Source organism: Cyclobacteriaceae bacterium (genome assembly GCA_013141055.1).
GTDB lineage: Bacteria > Bacteroidota > Bacteroidia > Cytophagales > Cyclobacteriaceae > ELB16-189.
Genome location: JABFRS010000002.1, coordinates 483,950 through 500,270, shown reverse-complemented (window position 1 = coordinate 500,270; position 16,321 = coordinate 483,950). Strand labels below are relative to the sequence as shown.

Sequence of the window (16,321 nt, the reverse complement as noted above, 5' to 3'; positions counted from 1 at the left end):
TTTTGTTTAAGACAGTATCTGTTAAAGTGGGCTAACCGGAAGAGCTGTGCCGCTGTAAGCTGCAAGGCTTGCTTTTGGTATCACCGCTCCGAATCCTGCATTGATTGCATCGATGAAGATGTTTGCAGTGAATGCATATCCTCTTGAATTAGGATGAAGACCATCTTCAGAGAATGCACCTGTAGGAGGAGCGAAGCTTGGAGTGATCATCACGTTATCAGAAATGAAAGCTTTTGCCGCAACAAAGTTGTTGTAAGCAGTTCTTACATCTGCAATCACCAAACGACCACCGGTGGTCGCAACAGCAGCAGTGATGGATGCATTGAATTCTGCAGTTCTTGTAAGAATCGCACCAGTTTCAGCAGGAGTTAAGATATACTTGTCAGGCACAGGATAACTTACTCCGTTAATAGCTGTTGGACTTCCGCCAAAGCATGTTCCAAGAAACGAACCGGCTGCTAATGGTACAAGATCGGTAGCAGTTGCCTGGCGAGCTAGAGCAAATGGCACAAGACCAGCTGCAGGGCCTGTCATGTATGGAGTAAGATCTGTAAGACCTCCGGTTGAGAAGCCAACATCATCACTCAATAGAATACCATTCTTTCCAGCAACAAAATTCAACCTGCGTTTGTCCCGCTCAGCGGCTGTGATGATGGTATTCGTAACCATAGCATCAAGAAACCCATTGTAATTAGCTGCAAGATTACTATTAAGAGAAGTTGCAGTTGCAGCATCCAATGTGATATTATTCCAGGTTACGGTATAGAAATAAGGTAATGTAGTAAAGTCAGGAATGTTACCAACTACACCTTTGAAGGTTGTTCCGGTCATTAATCCAGAAGGTGCAGAAGGTCCATTGATCAGTGCATTGAACTGTCCCTGGAAAGTAGCTGCTGCTGTCATTGGATATGTACCTGCTGATACACCATCAGCTCCTGTTGCTGCATATAACAATACATCGTCAAAGCCCAGCCAGATAAGATAGAAAGTTCCCGCAGCTGCTTTTGCATCAATTAATATGGAAGATCCATTAGTACCATCAGGGCTAGGAGTTACTGCGAAGCGACTGAAGAAAGGGCTGTAAGCAGGGTTTGGAGCTGGCGGTGGTGGGCCACTCGTTGCTGCCGTTAATGCCTGAGCCAGATAGATCAATGGTACTCCGTAATTCTGAAGCGTTGTTTTTGATCCCGCAAATGCTGCAGGAAAATCTGCAGTATTGAAAGGAGCCGGTGCCGCAGGTGTTGTCACAGATGCAGGGCAGGTAGCAACTACCTGAGGGGTCTTTGCTGCTGCAGGACCTGCACTACGAGGGCCTGTGCCATCCGGATCAAATAAGAATAGACGACCGAGGACCAATCCAGGAAGAACTGAGTTAATAGGATTAAAACCGTTTACTGAATTGATGTCAGGTTGGTTAAAAGTTGCTGGTCCCTCAACGCTTTCAAACTGCTTGGCCATAATTCTTGGTAAAGAATTCTCCTGGCTTGTATTGAACAACGCACTGGCTTGCATGCCGGCAACATAAGAGTTACCAACAGCGACAAACTTGGTGAACGAAGCTGATCCTTTGGAAGGAGTGGCCGGTGCCGTTACTGTTGGATCCTGCTTAACAATTAATTCCTGCTTGCACGACCCAACAAAGAGGGCGGTGGCAAGAGCGACGTATATATAATTTTTCTTTTTCATGTCTTTTGTGTTTTTAATCCGTCAACGATTAGTTTAAGAATTCATCAAACGTTAATGAGATGTAATACTGTTGACCTACGAAAGGTGACCCTAAGTTGGTTCTGTAGTCAGCACCTCCAAGGTTTGTTCCGCCAATCTTAAACATCGTCTTGATGGATGGCACCTTGTAATTTACTTGTGCATCGATTACACCATACGCTGGTACAGTCCATCTTCCATAAGATGATTGCCATTGGAATGCATCCTGATAACGGAAGTTGACATTGAATCCAAGATTCTTGGCAAGCTTGCGGTTACCAATACCCACGCTCATTCTGTTCTTCGGTGTATTAAACCCTGCATTGAATTCTGCAGATTCGTTTGCTGTGAAATCTGACCAGTTATAGTTACCGTTCAATACGTAGGTCTTGTATACAGTGTAAGAAAGTCCTAGACCAACACCCATTGACTTAACGTCTTCAGTAGAGTTAGTGTAAGGAGAGAACAATGAACCTGCATTGATCTGCTTGCCCTGATGAGAAGTTGCAGCTTTGCTTGCTACAATTTGTCCACCAATGAAGTTGCTGTACTGAGTGTAGTAACCATTCAAGTCAACCAGTACGCTCGAAGCGATCAAACCTTTGTAACCTAATTCAACAGATTGAAGTGTTTCAGGCTGTACATATTTAACATTAGCTGTTGCCAGAAGTGATGCATTGCCACCTACTGGAGTTCCGGTTGTTGGATCAAGTGTTCCACCGGAAGCTATGAATGCATTGTAAGAAGTTTGTGTCCATGCTCCACCGTTGTGGATGCCATAACGCGCAGCATTCTTTTCAGTGCTTCCAAGCAATGTACCGCCGGAAGAAGGGAAGAAGATAAACTGAGCCTGTGTGTCAGGATTTCTGAAACCAGTCTGGAACGATGCACGGATGTTGTTGTCTTTATTCAACTCATAAACCGCAGAGAAGCGAGGCGTAACGCGTCCTTCAAAATTCTCGTTCTTATCGTAACGAATAGATCCGGTCAGCTTCAGCTTTTCAGCAAAAGTCTTCGCGATCTGTGTATAGATACCATACTCGTTGATGATGATACGATTGAAATTCACACCGTCATCAGGTCCTTCATTGAAGATCGTTCCGTTAGAGAACAAATCGTACTGTCTGAAGTTACCACCCACTTGAATTTCTGCAAATTGAATCTGATTAAGGAACTTGTAGTTCGCCTCTACGTGTCTGAGTTTTGAATTATCCTGGAAGGATGCACCACCGCCCACTGCATGAACGCCACCGTTCTTGTCAGTATAGCTATTAGTGGGTGTCTTCTGGAAGTAGTTAGCCTTAACAGCATCTACAAGTGAAGTGAAAGCAGCAGTTCCTGGCTCAGGACGGTTGCGGTCAGCATAAGCTCTTGCAGCATTAGGATTTCCAGCAGCAGTTCCGGGAATATATCCCTGCATTGCCAAAACGAAATCAGGAACCCATTGTGTTGCAGATGCAGAGTAAGACTCATTCATATAAGCTCCCAATGCAGAGAGGTTGTATGACTTAGCCGCGTCTGTTGCAGTCTGATAAGCTCTTACAAAAAAGTTATCTCCCTTCACTTCCAGTTTGTGGAACTGCTGGGTAAAATCTCTTAGAGCATATTTTTCAGCTCCCTGGTAGATTGAGCTTCCACCGCCGTAGCGATAGTTATAAAGGATTTCAATCTTGTCAGTAGGACGATAGTGAAGGGCACCATCAAACTTGATGCTCTTGGCTTCGCGGTCATCCACAATGTCTTGTTCTCTGAAACCGGTACGGGTAATAGTTCCAATGCTTGGAACCGGAACATTGATGCGGGTTTCATCTCCGTAAAGATTCAATCCGTCAAAGTCTCTGTTTCCGCTAAGGTTGGTTTTTGAATCAGCATTATTGCGATCCGTTGAGTAATCATTACCCAACCAGTCTTTTCCCTGAAGCAAAGATGCGTTCAGCTTGAAAGCGAATTTGTTATTGAAGGCTTTTGCATAACGAACGCTGTAAGTTCCAAGTGGATTGGTTCCGGCAGCAGTTGAGTTCGTGATACCATACTTTACCTGAGCACTTAAACCCTGATAGTCAAACGGGCTTTTGCTTTTCATAACCATAATACCGTTGAATGCATTCGGTCCATAGAGAGCCGATGCTGCTCCTGGAATCAACTCAACGCTTTCAGCATCAAGTTCTCCGATACCAATGATGTTACCAGTAGGGAAATTCAAAAGGGGAGCCTGTGTATCCATTCCATCCACCCACTGTACGAAACGTACGTTGGCGATAGTAGCAAAACCACGTGTGTTAATGGCTGTGAAGTTTAAGCTTCCTGAATTTGCCTGAACTCCTTTAAGATTGGCAAGACCATCATAGAAGTCTGGAGTTGGTGCTGAGCGGATTCCAAGGATATCCATTTTCTCAACAGTAACCGGAGACTTCAGAATGCTCTCTTCCATACGGGAAGCAGCCACAACCACTTCCTGTCCAAGAAGTGTTTGCTCTTCAAGAGCAATGTCAAGTGCAGTAGTGCTTGCATCTTTAACTTCAATCTCTTGTGTCTTGAACCCTATAAATGAAAAAACCAACGTTATCGGTGGTGCATCGCTTATTTTGAGATCATATTTTCCGTTTGTATCGGTGATTGTTCCAATCACTCTTCCTTTCACCACGATGTTAACACCTGCGAGGGTTTCACCGGCGGCATCTTTCACTGTACCAGAGACAGTGGTCTGAGCCATTAGATTCGCTGCACCCAAAAAAAGGAAGATGAGGGGGAGGAGCGACCGCATGTAGAGTTTATTCATAAAGGGTTTTTATGGTTTATTTTGATAAATCTACAAGAATTTGCCCGAAAACAAACGATTGTGGTGACCTTTTTTGAAACCAATTACCCAACGAAAAACCTACCCGTACTACAAAGAATATCAGTTATTTGGATTCTTTCAGATGCTTCGCAAGTCGCTCACAAAGCGCATTCATTTCGTTTGCGATGTATTCATCTCCGGTTGAACTGAGCACACTCTGACTTAAGCCTCCTACACAATCAATATAGAATCGTTTCATTTCATCTACCGGCATGTCCTTGGCCCACAGGTCAATACGCATCGTATTCTTCTGAACATGATCCCAGAGATTAATGCTGATCGCCTTGGTCTCAGAAAGACCTGAGTCCGGTTTTTCAGTCGCATCCCACTCGATTTTTTCTGGAACATTGCTGGAGTCGAGGTGTATCGTGAAGTTGATGCTGCTTTTTTTCATGAGTCAGGTAGAAGATTTGAGAGTTGAAAATTAAATGAGGCGTAAAGTTAAGATTTTGGAGTTGAATTTAATGGTTGAGTCGATCGTGAAAATGATCTTTTCGTCAAGAGCTGTGATGTGACTGCGATTTCTAAACTACCATTTCCCGGATGTCTCCTTCAATGAGAAGTTTTCCTTCCGTAGCGTCAACAATCTGCTCCACCGTCACACCCGGTGCACGTTCAAGTAATTTGAAACCACCGCCAGGTAATACATCCAGCACCGCAAGATCAGACACAATCTTCTTTACACAACCCAAACCGGTTATCGGCAGTGAACATTTCTTAAGAAGCTTCGACGCTCCCTCTTTGCTGCAATGCTGCATCGCAACGATAATATTTTTTGCAGAAGCAACCAGATCCATCGCACCGCCCATACCTTTCACCATCTTTCCCGGAACTTTCCAGTTGGCGATGTCTCCATTCTCTGAAACTTCCATCGCACCAAGAATGGTAAGATCTACTTTGCCGCTACGGATCATACCGAAACTTTCTGCTGAACTGAACAAAGCAGAGCCCGGCATCATGGTGATCGTCTGTTTGCCAGCGTTGATGAGATCAGGATCAACCTGGTCTTCCGTTGGGAAAGGTCCAATCCCCAGCAATCCATTTTCTGATTGAAGCACAACGTTCATATTCCTGGGAATATAATTCGCAACCAATGTTGGAATACCAATACCAAGATTGATATACATACCATCTCTTACTTCCTGTGCAATGCGTTTCGCAATTCCTACTTTGTCAAGCATATCAATGTCAGAGTTTTATTATCTGTTTGAGTATCGTCAATCTTCTATTTGGTCACCGTTCTCTGTTCAATTCTCTTCTCATAATCCTTACCCTGAAAAATGCGGTGAACAAAGATCCCTGGTGTGTGGATGTTATTGGGATCGAGCTCTCCAACCGGTACAAGTTCTTCAACTTCAGCAATGGTGATCACGCCAGCTGAAGCCATCATGGGGTTAAAATTCCGTGCTGTTCCCCGATAGACCAGATTGCCGGAAGTATCTCCTTTCCAGGCTTTTACGAGTGAAAAATCAGCCTTCAGCCACTTTTCCATTAGGTATACCTTTCCGTCAAACTCCCGCGTTTCCTTGCCCTCAGCCACTTCCGTTCCAACTCCGGCAGGTGTAAAGAAGGCGGGAATTCCTGCACCTCCTGCCCGGACGCGTTCTGCCAGCGTCCCCTGCGGGATCAGTTCCACTTCCAGTTCTCCTGAAAGAAGCTGACGTTCGAACTCAGCATTTTCTCCCACATAAGAGGAGATCATTTTCTTCACTTGTCTCTTCTTCAACATCAGGCCGATTCCGAAGTCATCTACTCCCGCATTGTTGGAGATGCACGTCAATCCTTTCACACCTTTGCGAAGGATAGCGGCAATACAATTTTCCGGAATTCCGCAAAGACCAAAGCCTCCGATCATCAGCGTATTGTTATCCGCCATGTCTTTGATAGCCTCGTCTGCGTTGGTCACTACCTTATTGATCATGACTTGTTCTTTTTTAATGGAAGGTTACAAGATTGCACTTAATCTTATATGAAATAGTAATAAATTATTTCAGCTCAATGCCAGCAGTGCTTCTTCTTTATCCTTGTGCATCTGATTCTTGAGCTCATCGAGATCATTGAACTTCAGATCAGCACGCAAAAGTTTTTCAAAGGTCACTGTCAGATTCTCACCGTAAATCTCCTTGTCAAAATTAAAAATATTTACCTCAATGGATCTTCTTGTTCCATTGATCGTCGGCCGGTTTCCGATGTAGAGCATTCCTCCATATTCAACACCTGCATATTGAATTTGAACGGCATAAATTCCTTCTGCGGGTATCAGCTTGTAATGAGTGTCAAGGTCAATGTTGGCAGTTGGGAACCCCAACACTCTCCCAAGACGATCTCCCTTTACAACTCTGCCCGTAATAGAATAAGATTGCCCTAAAAGTTGCCTTGCAGTTGTGACATCTCCTTCTTCAAGTCCTTTCCTGATCTTGGAAGAGCTCACACCCACATGATCAATGTCCTGCCTTGGTATCTCTTCAACCTCAAATCCATACTCCGGAGCATTCAGCTTAAGCTGATCAAAGCTTCCCTCACGATTTTTCCCAAAGCGATGGTCGTAGCCGATCACCAGCTTTCGTGTGCCGATCTTTTCAACAAGAATATTTCTTATGAAATCCAGGGAAGAGATCTGTGAGAATTCTTTCGTGAATGGAATTCTGATAAGATGCTGTATTCCCTGCTCTTTCAACAGTGCAGCTTTCTCTTCAAAGGTGTTTAATAATTTGAGGGAAGTGTCATCGGGTTTAAGAACAAGGCGCGGATGCGGCCAGAAAGTAATCACCACAGTTTCACCATTATTCTTTTCTGCAATCTCTTTCAACCTGCCAAGGATCTTCCGATGCCCCAGATGCACTCCATCAAACGTGCCGCTGGTTACAACTGCATATTCAAGTCGCGTGAAATCATCCAGTGTATGATAGATTTTCATTCAATGATCTGTGGTTGATTGATACTTCCGGGTCCTACGATTCGTGCTTTGATCGCTTCCAGAGTTTCTGCATCTTTTAATTTGTATTCACCTACTGCAGTGCGTGTCAATTCAGAAAGATGTGCACCAACACCCAACGCACTACCAAGATCGTTGGCCAGACTTCTGATGTAAGTTCCTTTTGAACAGACAATCCGGAAACTCACTTCCGGCTTTTCAATTTTAGTGATCTCAAACTCTTTTATTTCCACCTCTCTTGGCTGGAGAACAACTTCCTGTCCCTGCCGGGCAAATTTATAAGCGCGTCTTCCGTTTACCCAAATGGAAGAATGAATAGGAGGGATCTGTTGAATGTTTCCTACAAAGGTCTTTGCGACGGCCAGGATCTGTTCATCCGTCACATTGGAAATATCCACTGCAGGGGAAGTCTCTGTCTCCAGATCATACGAAGCAGTAGTCTGACCTAATGTGAATTTGCCGGTGTATTCTTTGCCAAGACCCTGAAAGCTTTCAATGCTCTTGGTCATCTTTCCTGTGCAGATGATCAGCAGTCCGGAGGCGAGGGGATCGAGTGTTCCGGCATGTCCGATCTTTTTCATCTTGAGAATGCGTCGCATGCGTGCCACGACGTCGAAGGAAGTCCAACGGACAGGCTTATTCACCAGAAAAATGCTTCCTTCTTCTTTTGTTGTCACAACACCTCTATTTCTGCACCAAAGTAATACAGAAGTAACAGGATTATGCCAACGATAATTCGGTAGTATCCGAAAATTTTGAATCCGTGACGGGTGAGAAAATCAATGAAATACCTGATCGCAACCATAGCGACTCCAAAGGCTACAATGTTTCCAACGGCCAGCAGCATGATTTCATTCTGACCAAAAGAGTTGCCTTCGAGATAAAATTTCAGAAGCTTATAGCCCGTTGCCGCCAGCATGGTAGGAACCGCAAGAAAGAAAGAGAATTCAGCAGCCGTCTTCTTTGTCAGACCTTGCGTCAGACCACCAATAATAGTGGCAGCTGATCGTGACACTCCTGGAACCATGGCAATGCATTGGAATAATCCAATCTTCAAAGCCTGCATGAAAGATACTTCTTCATTGTTCTTAATTTCTGAAGTGGGAGTGAACATCCTGTCAATGAAAAGCAGAACGATTCCGCCAATGATTAACATCCAGCCAACGACGTCAACACGTTCAAGCAACTGATCGATCTTATCATTGAATAAAAGACCTGCGATTGCGGCAGGAATGAATCCCACCAGGAGGACAAAATAGAATTTCCAGGTTTGAAAAAATCTTTTCCAGTAGAGAACTACAACGGAAGCAATCGCGCCCAGCTGAATAGCAATGGTAAATGTTTTAACGAAAGGATCAGAGGATATCTTCATGAAAGAAGATGCAATGATCATATGTCCGGTGGAAGATACCGGCAGAAATTCTGTTAAGCCTTCGATGATTGCCAGGACAATAGCCTGAAGGATCGACATTGGATAATATTATTTATCAACCGGCTTGTAAAGGATCGCATACAGCTCCAGGATAAATCCTCCCATCACAATGATAGGTCCGAGTGTAAGTCCAAGGAAACCAAAGCCATGGGGCTGATTGTCGAGACTCATGATGGTGAAGCCTACAGCCAGTACAATAAGGCCGATGACCATGAGCTGATAATTTTTCTTTCCGAAAGGAAGTTTGTTCATATCACTAAAATAATTCGTCCAATGAGAGCTTTAAATACTTGTGCACCGCTCTCCAGGTGCTGATAACAGCAACAAAAATACCCATTGCGAGGAGACTGCCAAGAAGGATCAAAAGCCTTTCCTGATTTTCAAGCATCCTCAGCTCTTCAATTCTACGGTGTCCAAATTGAATAACGCCCCAGATCAGTCCGCAGGCAATCAATCCAGCCAACGCTCCATGTAAAACTGCCCGGTAGATGAATGGCCATTGGATAAATCCACGGGTCGCACCCACCAGTTGCATGCTTCGTATTAAGAATCTTTGTGAGAACAGAGCAAGTCTCAGAGTGCTGTTGATCAGCATCACGACGATGATGATAAGCACTGACGCTAATCCCAATAGTACAAGTCCGATCTTTGCAATATTCTTATTGATCGATTCAATAAGACTCTCAACATAATACACCTGAAATACGCCATTGATCTTTTCAACTTTCGCTTTAATGGCAGCAAGATTTTCTTTTGTGTGAAAAGCAGGATCTACCGCTACCAGGTATGCATCGCGTAACGGATTTTCACCCAGGAATTTCTGAAAGTCTTCACCGGTATCCTGAATAAACTGCTTGGCTGCAGATTCTTTTGAAATGAAGACGATAGGTTTCTTCACCGTGTCTTTTACAATGAAGTCGGAGGAAGCCAGTTGCTTTTCAATGGCTTTGATCTCTTTAGGATCCAGTTGATTCTTCAGGTACACCTGGATCTTCACATTTTCTTTTACGATGATGGAGAGGGACTCGGCATAGATCACCAGCACTCCGAATATTCCAACCACAAACAAAGCCAGTGTAATGCTGAACACTACGCTGAAAAACGGGTAGCTCCCGAGTTTCTTCTTTTTGACTTTAAATTCTTTGGCCATTCAGGCGGTAAAGATAGGCAAGGATCACTGATTTTGGCATAAATAAAAAAATCCCCTTTTGTGAAGGGGATTTTAAAAGATATAAATGCTTGTGTAATCTAGCGTCCTCTGTATTCTTTAAGCTTTTTCAGGAGCTGTCCTTCACGAATCGCCTGAAGCTCGGTGATAGATGATTGGTTTTCGTCAAGGAGATAATAGTTCTCTTTATAGAAGAGGAACACTGCATGACCATCACCATGGATCTCAAGGATCTCGTAAAGACTCTTGTCAAAAGGTCCTAGCAGTACAAGCTTTCCTTGTGAGAATTGATAATGGAAATTATGCTTCTTGTCTGCGGTGCCTGTGATCACTTCCATTTTCGATTGTGAAATCTGTCCACGATCGCTTACGGAATTGGATGACTTGGCTTCTTCTGAATCATTCATCTCTGCAGATGGATCTACAACCTTAATTTCAGGTTTGCGAACAGGGGTAGTAACCTTGGCTTTCTTAGCGGGTTTTTGTTGTTGAACTACTGGCTCACTGTCAACAGAATCTTTCACTTCTGCGATAGAAGGGACAATATTTTCTTCTTTAGTAATATCCTGTTTTTCTTCGACTTGTTCTGTCAGAGGTTGATTTTCTGAAACGATCAATTCACTTTGATCACCATTCAGATAGACATAAAGGAATGTAGCAACAAGACCTGCAGAGACAACGGATGCAGCAATTTTTCCACCACTCCACATAGTGCTTCCACCAACCGGAACATTGTTCAGCATGGTCTTCAATTCAAGCGTTCTTGCCTTTTGAACACCTTCAATGATCTGACGTTGAAAGTCCACTTCCTTTTTCAAAGAAGGATCTCCCTGCATTTGTTGCTCAAATGCTTTTGTCTCCTGCTCGTTGAGCCGGTGGGAGAGATAGTCGTCAATTAATTCAAAATTCTCCATGTCTTAATCTAAAAAGTCACTCTCCGAATATTGTGTTTTCACGAGTTCGTCGAGTTTTTGTTTACACTTATATTTCTTTGTCTTGGCGGTGTCGGTATTGGCGAATCCCAGTTTATCTGCTATCTCCTGCATCGACATCTCATCAAAGTAATAAAACATCAAAACCTTGCGGCAAGTTTCACCCAATTGCTCCATGCACTTGGCGATGATCTTTTCGCGTTCAGGGCCATCGAGATCCATGGACTCCGATGAGTCCTTTTCCTCATTCGACAACCTCTTTTTCCGATCCAGTTCTTTTCTCCACAGGTTCTGACAAATACTGTAGATGTAGGTACTCATTTTTGAGGTGAGAACCAGATTTCCGGATCGGGCCTTTTGCCAGAATACCACCAGGGCATCCTGATAAACATCCCGCGCCTCTTCCTCCGTGCCACTATTGGTAATGACCAATTTGGTCATCATCCGATAGTACTTCTTGTAAATCAACTCAAGGGCCTTCTCGTCACCTTTCTGAATTCTCTCAAAAAGATCCTTTTCGTTCATTTCCTGTCCCGTTTTAAATACGCGGTACGCCACGGTGGTAACCTTAGTTTAAGTTGAGTGAATGATACATCGGGATAAGTGTCGTTATTCTCCGTTAACTGGTTACTCCGCTCTTTGCCATGTCTGAGTACGATAGAATGGTCCCCAGTAACCCCTTACCTTCAGATCTTTGCCTTCCAGCCAGATCTTTGACTTATAAACTTTACCGTTTTCGGGATCAAGAATGTCCCCTCCTGAGTACTCAGCACCATCTTTCTGCATATTCCGGATGAACTCCATGCCTATGATTTTCTTTTTAAATCTGGGATCAGATTCCTCACATTTATCACAGACCGGATCCGGATCCTGGTCAGGTCGGGGGAACAGCTTTACGATCTTTCCGAAGATCTTGCCGCTGGTCTCTGTCAGTTCAATGATGGACCTTGGTTCACCTGTATTGTCGTCAATGGTCTTCCATTTGCCAACAATTGTTTGTGCCTGAGTCAGGTTGAACAGGAGGGAAAGAACCAATAAAAGTGCAGGTCGCATAGGAGGTTTGCTTTGTCCGAAAGTAATAAAAAAGAGCCACGATTATCGTGGCTCTTTCAATAAGAATTAAGCTGTTAGTTATTTACCAACAACGGGTATTTCTGTAGATGCTTTGGTAACTACTTCAATTGCAGGTTTTACCTTTTCCTTCTTTGCAGTAGCAGATTCTTCAGGAACCAAAAGAGGAGCAATTACAAGTGCCACAACTGACATCAATTTCAACAGGATGTTCAATGATGGACCTGAAGTGTCTTTGAATGGATCTCCTACAGTATCTCCAACCACCGCTGCTTTGTGTGGATCAGATTTCTTGTAATACATTTTTCCATTGATCTCAACACCTTCTTCGAAGCTCTTCTTTGCATTATCCCATGCACCACCGGCGTTGGACTGGAAGATCGCCATCAATACTCCGGATACTGTAACACCTGCGAGCATTCCACCGAGGGCTTCAACACCAAAGAAAGGAGTGAAGGCAATGACTACCGGTACAACAACCGCCATAATTCCTGGAACAACCATCTCTTTTAGAGCGGCGTTGGTAGAGATCTCTACACACTTACCATATTCGGCTGAACCATCAGCATCATGGAATACTTTCTGTTCTTCCGCTGACCATTCTTCTACCGGCTTGTCACCATTCTTTCTCATCAGGTCCAGAGCGGCCTTCAAAGCAGGAATAGTTGTGAACTGTCTTCTCACTTCTTCGATCATCGCCATGGCAGCGCGACCTACTGCACCCATTGCAAGGGCTGAGAACACAAATGGAAGCATACCACCGATGAATAATCCGGCCATTACATTGGCTTTGGATACATCAATGGTGCTGATCTTTGCAGTTGTCATGAACGCACCGAACAATGCGAGGGCAGTCAACGCTGCAGATGCAATAGCAAAACCTTTTCCGATAGCGGCTGTCGTATTACCAACAGCATCCAATTTATCCGTTCTTGAACGAACTTCTTTAGGAAGCTCAGACATTTCAGCGATACCACCGGCGTTATCAGAGATAGGTCCGTAAGCATCCACAGCTAATTGAATTCCAAGATTTGAAAGCATACCTACCGCTGCGATCGCAATACCATAAAGACCACCGAATTCAAAAGCTCCGATGATAGAAACAGCGATAACAAGGATTGGCCATAGGGTTGACATCATTCCAACGCCAAGACCTGCGATGATATTCGTAGCAGCTCCTGTAGATGACTGACGTACGATAGAAAGGACAGGCTTCTTGCCCATACCAGTATAATATTCAGTGATCAAACCAATGACAACACCGGCAACAAGTCCGATGACGGTGGCAGCGAAAATCCCTGTGGAAGTATAAAGATTTCCTTTTTCTGGATCTGACCATGCATAGAGTGGATCCTTGAACCACCATTCGTTTGGAAGCATCCATTTGATGATGAACCATGATGCAGCGATCATGATAACAGAAGAAACAATTTCTCCTGTATTAAGAGCTTTTTGTGGATCTCCACCTTCTTTAACCCGAACGAAGAAGGTTCCAAGGAATGACATTACGATACCAACCGCAGCAAGTGCGAGGGGCAACAATACTGCAGACAATCCTTCAAAATTATCAACAAATCCTGGAACCATGAAAGCAGCTCCCAACACCATCGTACCAACAATTGATCCAACATAGGATTCAAATAAATCTGCGCCCATACCGGCAACATCACCTACGTTGTCACCAACGTTATCAGCAATGGTTGCTGGGTTCAGCGGGTGATCTTCAGGAATACCTGCTTCAACTTTTCCAACTAAGTCAGCGCCAACATCAGCAGCCTTTGTATAAATTCCACCACCTACACGAGCGAAGAGAGCAATGGATGAAGCTCCGAATGAAAATCCAGTGATAACAGTAATCACCTGATTAAGTCCAGCCTGTGTATCGACTCCAAAAATTCCTGCATATATTATGAATAGAACACTGAGTCCTAAAACTCCAATTCCAACAACACCCATACCCATTACCGAACCTGCGGTAAATGCTAACTCAAGAGCTTTACCAAGACTTGTACGGGCGGCATTGGTTGTTCTTACGTTAGCTTTAGTAGCAACACGCATTCCAATGAAACCAGCCAACGCTGAACTGAAAGCTCCAAGCACAAAAGAAACACCTACCAGGGGAGAAGAGGTTTCACTGCTCGCTGTTACTCCAAGCAAAACAGCAACGCACACAACGAAAATAGCCAGCACTTTGTACTCAGCCTTCAGGAAAGCCATTGCTCCTTCAGCAATGTGTCCTGCAATTTTTTTCATTTTATCTGTTCCTGCATCCTGTCTGGCAACCCAGGCGCTTTTCCATACAACATAAAGTAGCCCCAGAAGTCCAAATACGGGGAGAGAATAGAGTAGTGTTTGCATACGCTTTTTATGATCGGTTTAGTATTGTTTAAGGCCGTGCAACAACAGGGCATTAAAAAAGTCCCGCAAAGATAGAAGAAGCCCAAATATTACCAAAACAGCGTTTTTATAAAGGAATTCTTGTGCAAATAGGGGTGTTTAGTTGCAATACAGAGGGTATGTTGAGCTCCCAAAACTTATTCTTTTCTCTTTTCCATTACCCCGAACCCACCGATATTCTTTTTTGTTAACAATCCTGTCCCCAAAGCCCTGAAAAGTTCTCTGCATAACTATTCAGTGGGACGAAATAGAGCAAGTTTGGAATTCAAAAACCTGATAATTTGCTCAGTTGCACACTTTTTTGAGCGTGCACCACCGTTTCCAGCATCAATTCATAGAAAATCACTCAAAAGAGTGGCTGACCACTGGGGACCCAGTGGCTACCCAGTGGCCACCCCCCTCGATTTAAGGGAAAGTCTCAGTCCTGAAACCGTGTAGGATTCCTGAAACAGGCCTTCCTATCACAGAATGATAGGAGAATGGTCAGAATAATTTAAGCAGAGAAGAGACTTTTCAGCGTATTCCAGAGCTTGCGTTTTGCCGCATCATCCGTCATAAGAATATCCAGAGGATCAGAGAAGATAATAGAGGTATCACCTGTCTGCACTACTTCATAGCTGGCCAGACCTTTGGGAGGAGCAAGGAATGCCAGAACTTTTGATGGCTTCTCAATCATGGCCGACAAATCGAACGGTGTCATTTCAACAATGCGTACTGATTCCAGTGATAGTCGTACAGCCTGAAGAATTTTAGAAAGCAACACTCTTTGCTCTTCCTTTATATCATTCCATGAAATGCCGATGATAACTGTAACGGGTGTAGGAATGGAATATACTTCCTCACCGTAAACAGATTTGAATGGATTTGATTGTTCCATTTAGATTTTGATATCAAAGATGGATCTTAGTTCATGCGCTTCATGAGGTTTCATTCGTCCGGAAAGGATCAAACGAAGTTGTCGTCTTCTCAACGCTCCGCTATACATTTCTTTTTCTTCTTCAGTCTCCGGTTCAACTTCCGGAACTTCAACAGGATTACCTTGCTTATCGACTGCAACAAACGTAAAGAATGCAGAGTTGCTGGCCACCTTCTTTCCTTCCGGAATATTCTCGGCATCTACATCAATGCGGATCTCCACAGAAGAATTGAATGCACGGGTTACTTTGGCTTTTAGTGTCACCACATTCCCAAGCTGAATAGGATTGCGGAATGAAATATTATCAACAGATGCAGTCACAACAATGCTGTTGCAATGCTTTTGCCCTGCGATGGCCGATACAACATCCATCCAGTGCATAAGCCTTCCGCCCATCAGGTTATTCAATGTGTTGGTGTCATTCGGAAGCACAAGTTCCGTCATGCTCACAAATGATTCCTTTGGTGTTTTCTTTTTACGTTCCATGATTGATCAATAATATGCCGAAAGATACCTGAACCCTCTCTTTTGCAAGTCTTTTTTCTTTGGATAATTCAATGTGACTGCTTCCTTTCATTCTTCACAGTTTGTCTGCAGATTCCATTATTGAAAAGATGCCCAAAAAGTGGCTTCTTTTACTCTAAAGCAAGATTTTTCGCGCTTCCGATTCTTAAATAAGAAGTCCTGGTTGTGTGTAAAATTCTTCAGCAACGGTCACCCTATTAAATGTTAGTAAGCCATTAATCCGCGCAAAAATCATAAAAATAATTTGCAATCCACTGTTTGCTGTGCGTATTTGCTCAGGTTAGTTACCATGCAAAGCGCTACAACTCATATTATCTCTACAATTACTACCATCATTACGGGGTAGCGCCCGATCATACCCATTACCCAACTGTATTAGTTTTTGTCATATCCCTCTTCGAG

At 43.8% G+C, this 16,321-nt stretch carries 16 protein-coding genes; all 16 read right to left on the bottom strand.

Annotation, left to right across the window (positions count from 1 at the left end):
- Window positions 1-21: 21 nt before the first annotated feature.
- The 16 genes from HOP08_16710 to HOP08_16635 all read right to left on the bottom strand — a co-directional run bounded on the left by HOP08_16710 (window position 22) and on the right by HOP08_16635 (window position 15,880).
- Complete coding sequence (locus tag HOP08_16710; protein NOT76572.1) at window positions 22-1,686, bottom strand: hypothetical protein; 1,665 nt, start codon at window positions 1,684-1,686, stop codon at window positions 22-24.
- Between the two features lie 28 nt (window positions 1,687-1,714).
- Window positions 1,715-4,483 (bottom strand): TonB-dependent receptor, encoded by a 2,769-nt coding sequence (locus HOP08_16705; GenBank protein NOT76571.1) that lies wholly within the window; start codon window positions 4,481-4,483, stop codon window positions 1,715-1,717.
- A 124-nt stretch (window positions 4,484-4,607) separates the two neighbouring features.
- Window positions 4,608-4,937, bottom strand: coding sequence for a gliding motility protein GldC (gldC, locus tag HOP08_16700; protein ID NOT76570.1), 330 nt, complete (start codon window positions 4,935-4,937; stop codon window positions 4,608-4,610).
- A gap of 130 nt (window positions 4,938-5,067) precedes the next feature.
- Complete coding sequence (locus HOP08_16695; protein ID NOT76569.1) at window positions 5,068-5,724, bottom strand: CoA transferase subunit B; 657 nt, start codon at window positions 5,722-5,724, stop codon at window positions 5,068-5,070.
- 44 nt (window positions 5,725-5,768) lie between these two features.
- On the bottom strand, window positions 5,769-6,464 hold the full coding sequence (locus HOP08_16690) for a CoA transferase subunit A (GenBank protein ID NOT76568.1): 696 nt from the start codon (window positions 6,462-6,464) through the stop codon (window positions 5,769-5,771).
- Between the two features lie 69 nt (window positions 6,465-6,533).
- Complete coding sequence (locus HOP08_16685; protein NOT76567.1) at window positions 6,534-7,460, bottom strand: bifunctional riboflavin kinase/FAD synthetase; 927 nt, start codon at window positions 7,458-7,460, stop codon at window positions 6,534-6,536.
- On the bottom strand, window positions 7,457-8,155 hold the full coding sequence (truB, locus tag HOP08_16680; GenBank protein ID NOT76566.1) for a tRNA pseudouridine(55) synthase TruB: 699 nt from the start codon (window positions 8,153-8,155) through the stop codon (window positions 7,457-7,459). Before truB ends, HOP08_16685 begins: the two co-directional genes overlap by 4 nt.
- Complete coding sequence (locus tag HOP08_16675; protein NOT76565.1) at window positions 8,152-8,949, bottom strand: undecaprenyl-diphosphate phosphatase; 798 nt, start codon at window positions 8,947-8,949, stop codon at window positions 8,152-8,154. The genes truB and HOP08_16675 overlap by 4 nt, the downstream gene beginning before the upstream one ends.
- A 9-nt stretch (window positions 8,950-8,958) precedes the next feature.
- Window positions 8,959-9,162, bottom strand: a complete 204-nt coding sequence (locus tag HOP08_16670; GenBank protein ID NOT76564.1) for a DUF3098 domain-containing protein — start codon at window positions 9,160-9,162, stop codon at window positions 8,959-8,961.
- A 4-nt stretch (window positions 9,163-9,166) separates the two neighbouring features.
- Complete coding sequence (locus tag HOP08_16665) at window positions 9,167-10,060, bottom strand: ABC transporter permease (protein NOT76563.1); 894 nt, start codon at window positions 10,058-10,060, stop codon at window positions 9,167-9,169.
- Window positions 10,061-10,158: 98 nt separating this feature from the next.
- Window positions 10,159-10,992 (bottom strand): hypothetical protein, encoded by an 834-nt coding sequence (locus HOP08_16660; GenBank protein ID NOT76562.1) that lies wholly within the window; start codon window positions 10,990-10,992, stop codon window positions 10,159-10,161.
- A 3-nt stretch (window positions 10,993-10,995) separates the two neighbouring features.
- Entirely contained in the window at window positions 10,996-11,535 is a 540-nt protein-coding gene (locus tag HOP08_16655) for a sigma-70 family RNA polymerase sigma factor (protein ID NOT76561.1), read from the bottom strand.
- Window positions 11,536-11,637: 102 nt separating this feature from the next.
- Window positions 11,638-12,063, bottom strand: a complete 426-nt coding sequence (locus tag HOP08_16650; protein NOT76560.1) for a DUF2147 domain-containing protein — start codon at window positions 12,061-12,063, stop codon at window positions 11,638-11,640.
- 78 nt (window positions 12,064-12,141) lie between these two features.
- Window positions 12,142-14,439: a sodium-translocating pyrophosphatase gene (locus tag HOP08_16645; GenBank protein ID NOT76559.1), complete on the bottom strand. Its 2,298-nt coding sequence runs from the start codon at window positions 14,437-14,439 to the stop codon at window positions 12,142-12,144.
- A 532-nt stretch (window positions 14,440-14,971) separates the two neighbouring features.
- Window positions 14,972-15,355: a hypothetical protein gene (locus HOP08_16640; GenBank protein ID NOT76558.1), complete on the bottom strand. Its 384-nt coding sequence runs from the start codon at window positions 15,353-15,355 to the stop codon at window positions 14,972-14,974.
- Entirely contained in the window at window positions 15,356-15,880 is a 525-nt protein-coding gene (locus tag HOP08_16635) for an acyl-CoA thioesterase (GenBank protein NOT76557.1), read from the bottom strand.
- Window positions 15,881-16,321: the final 441 nt, after the last annotated feature.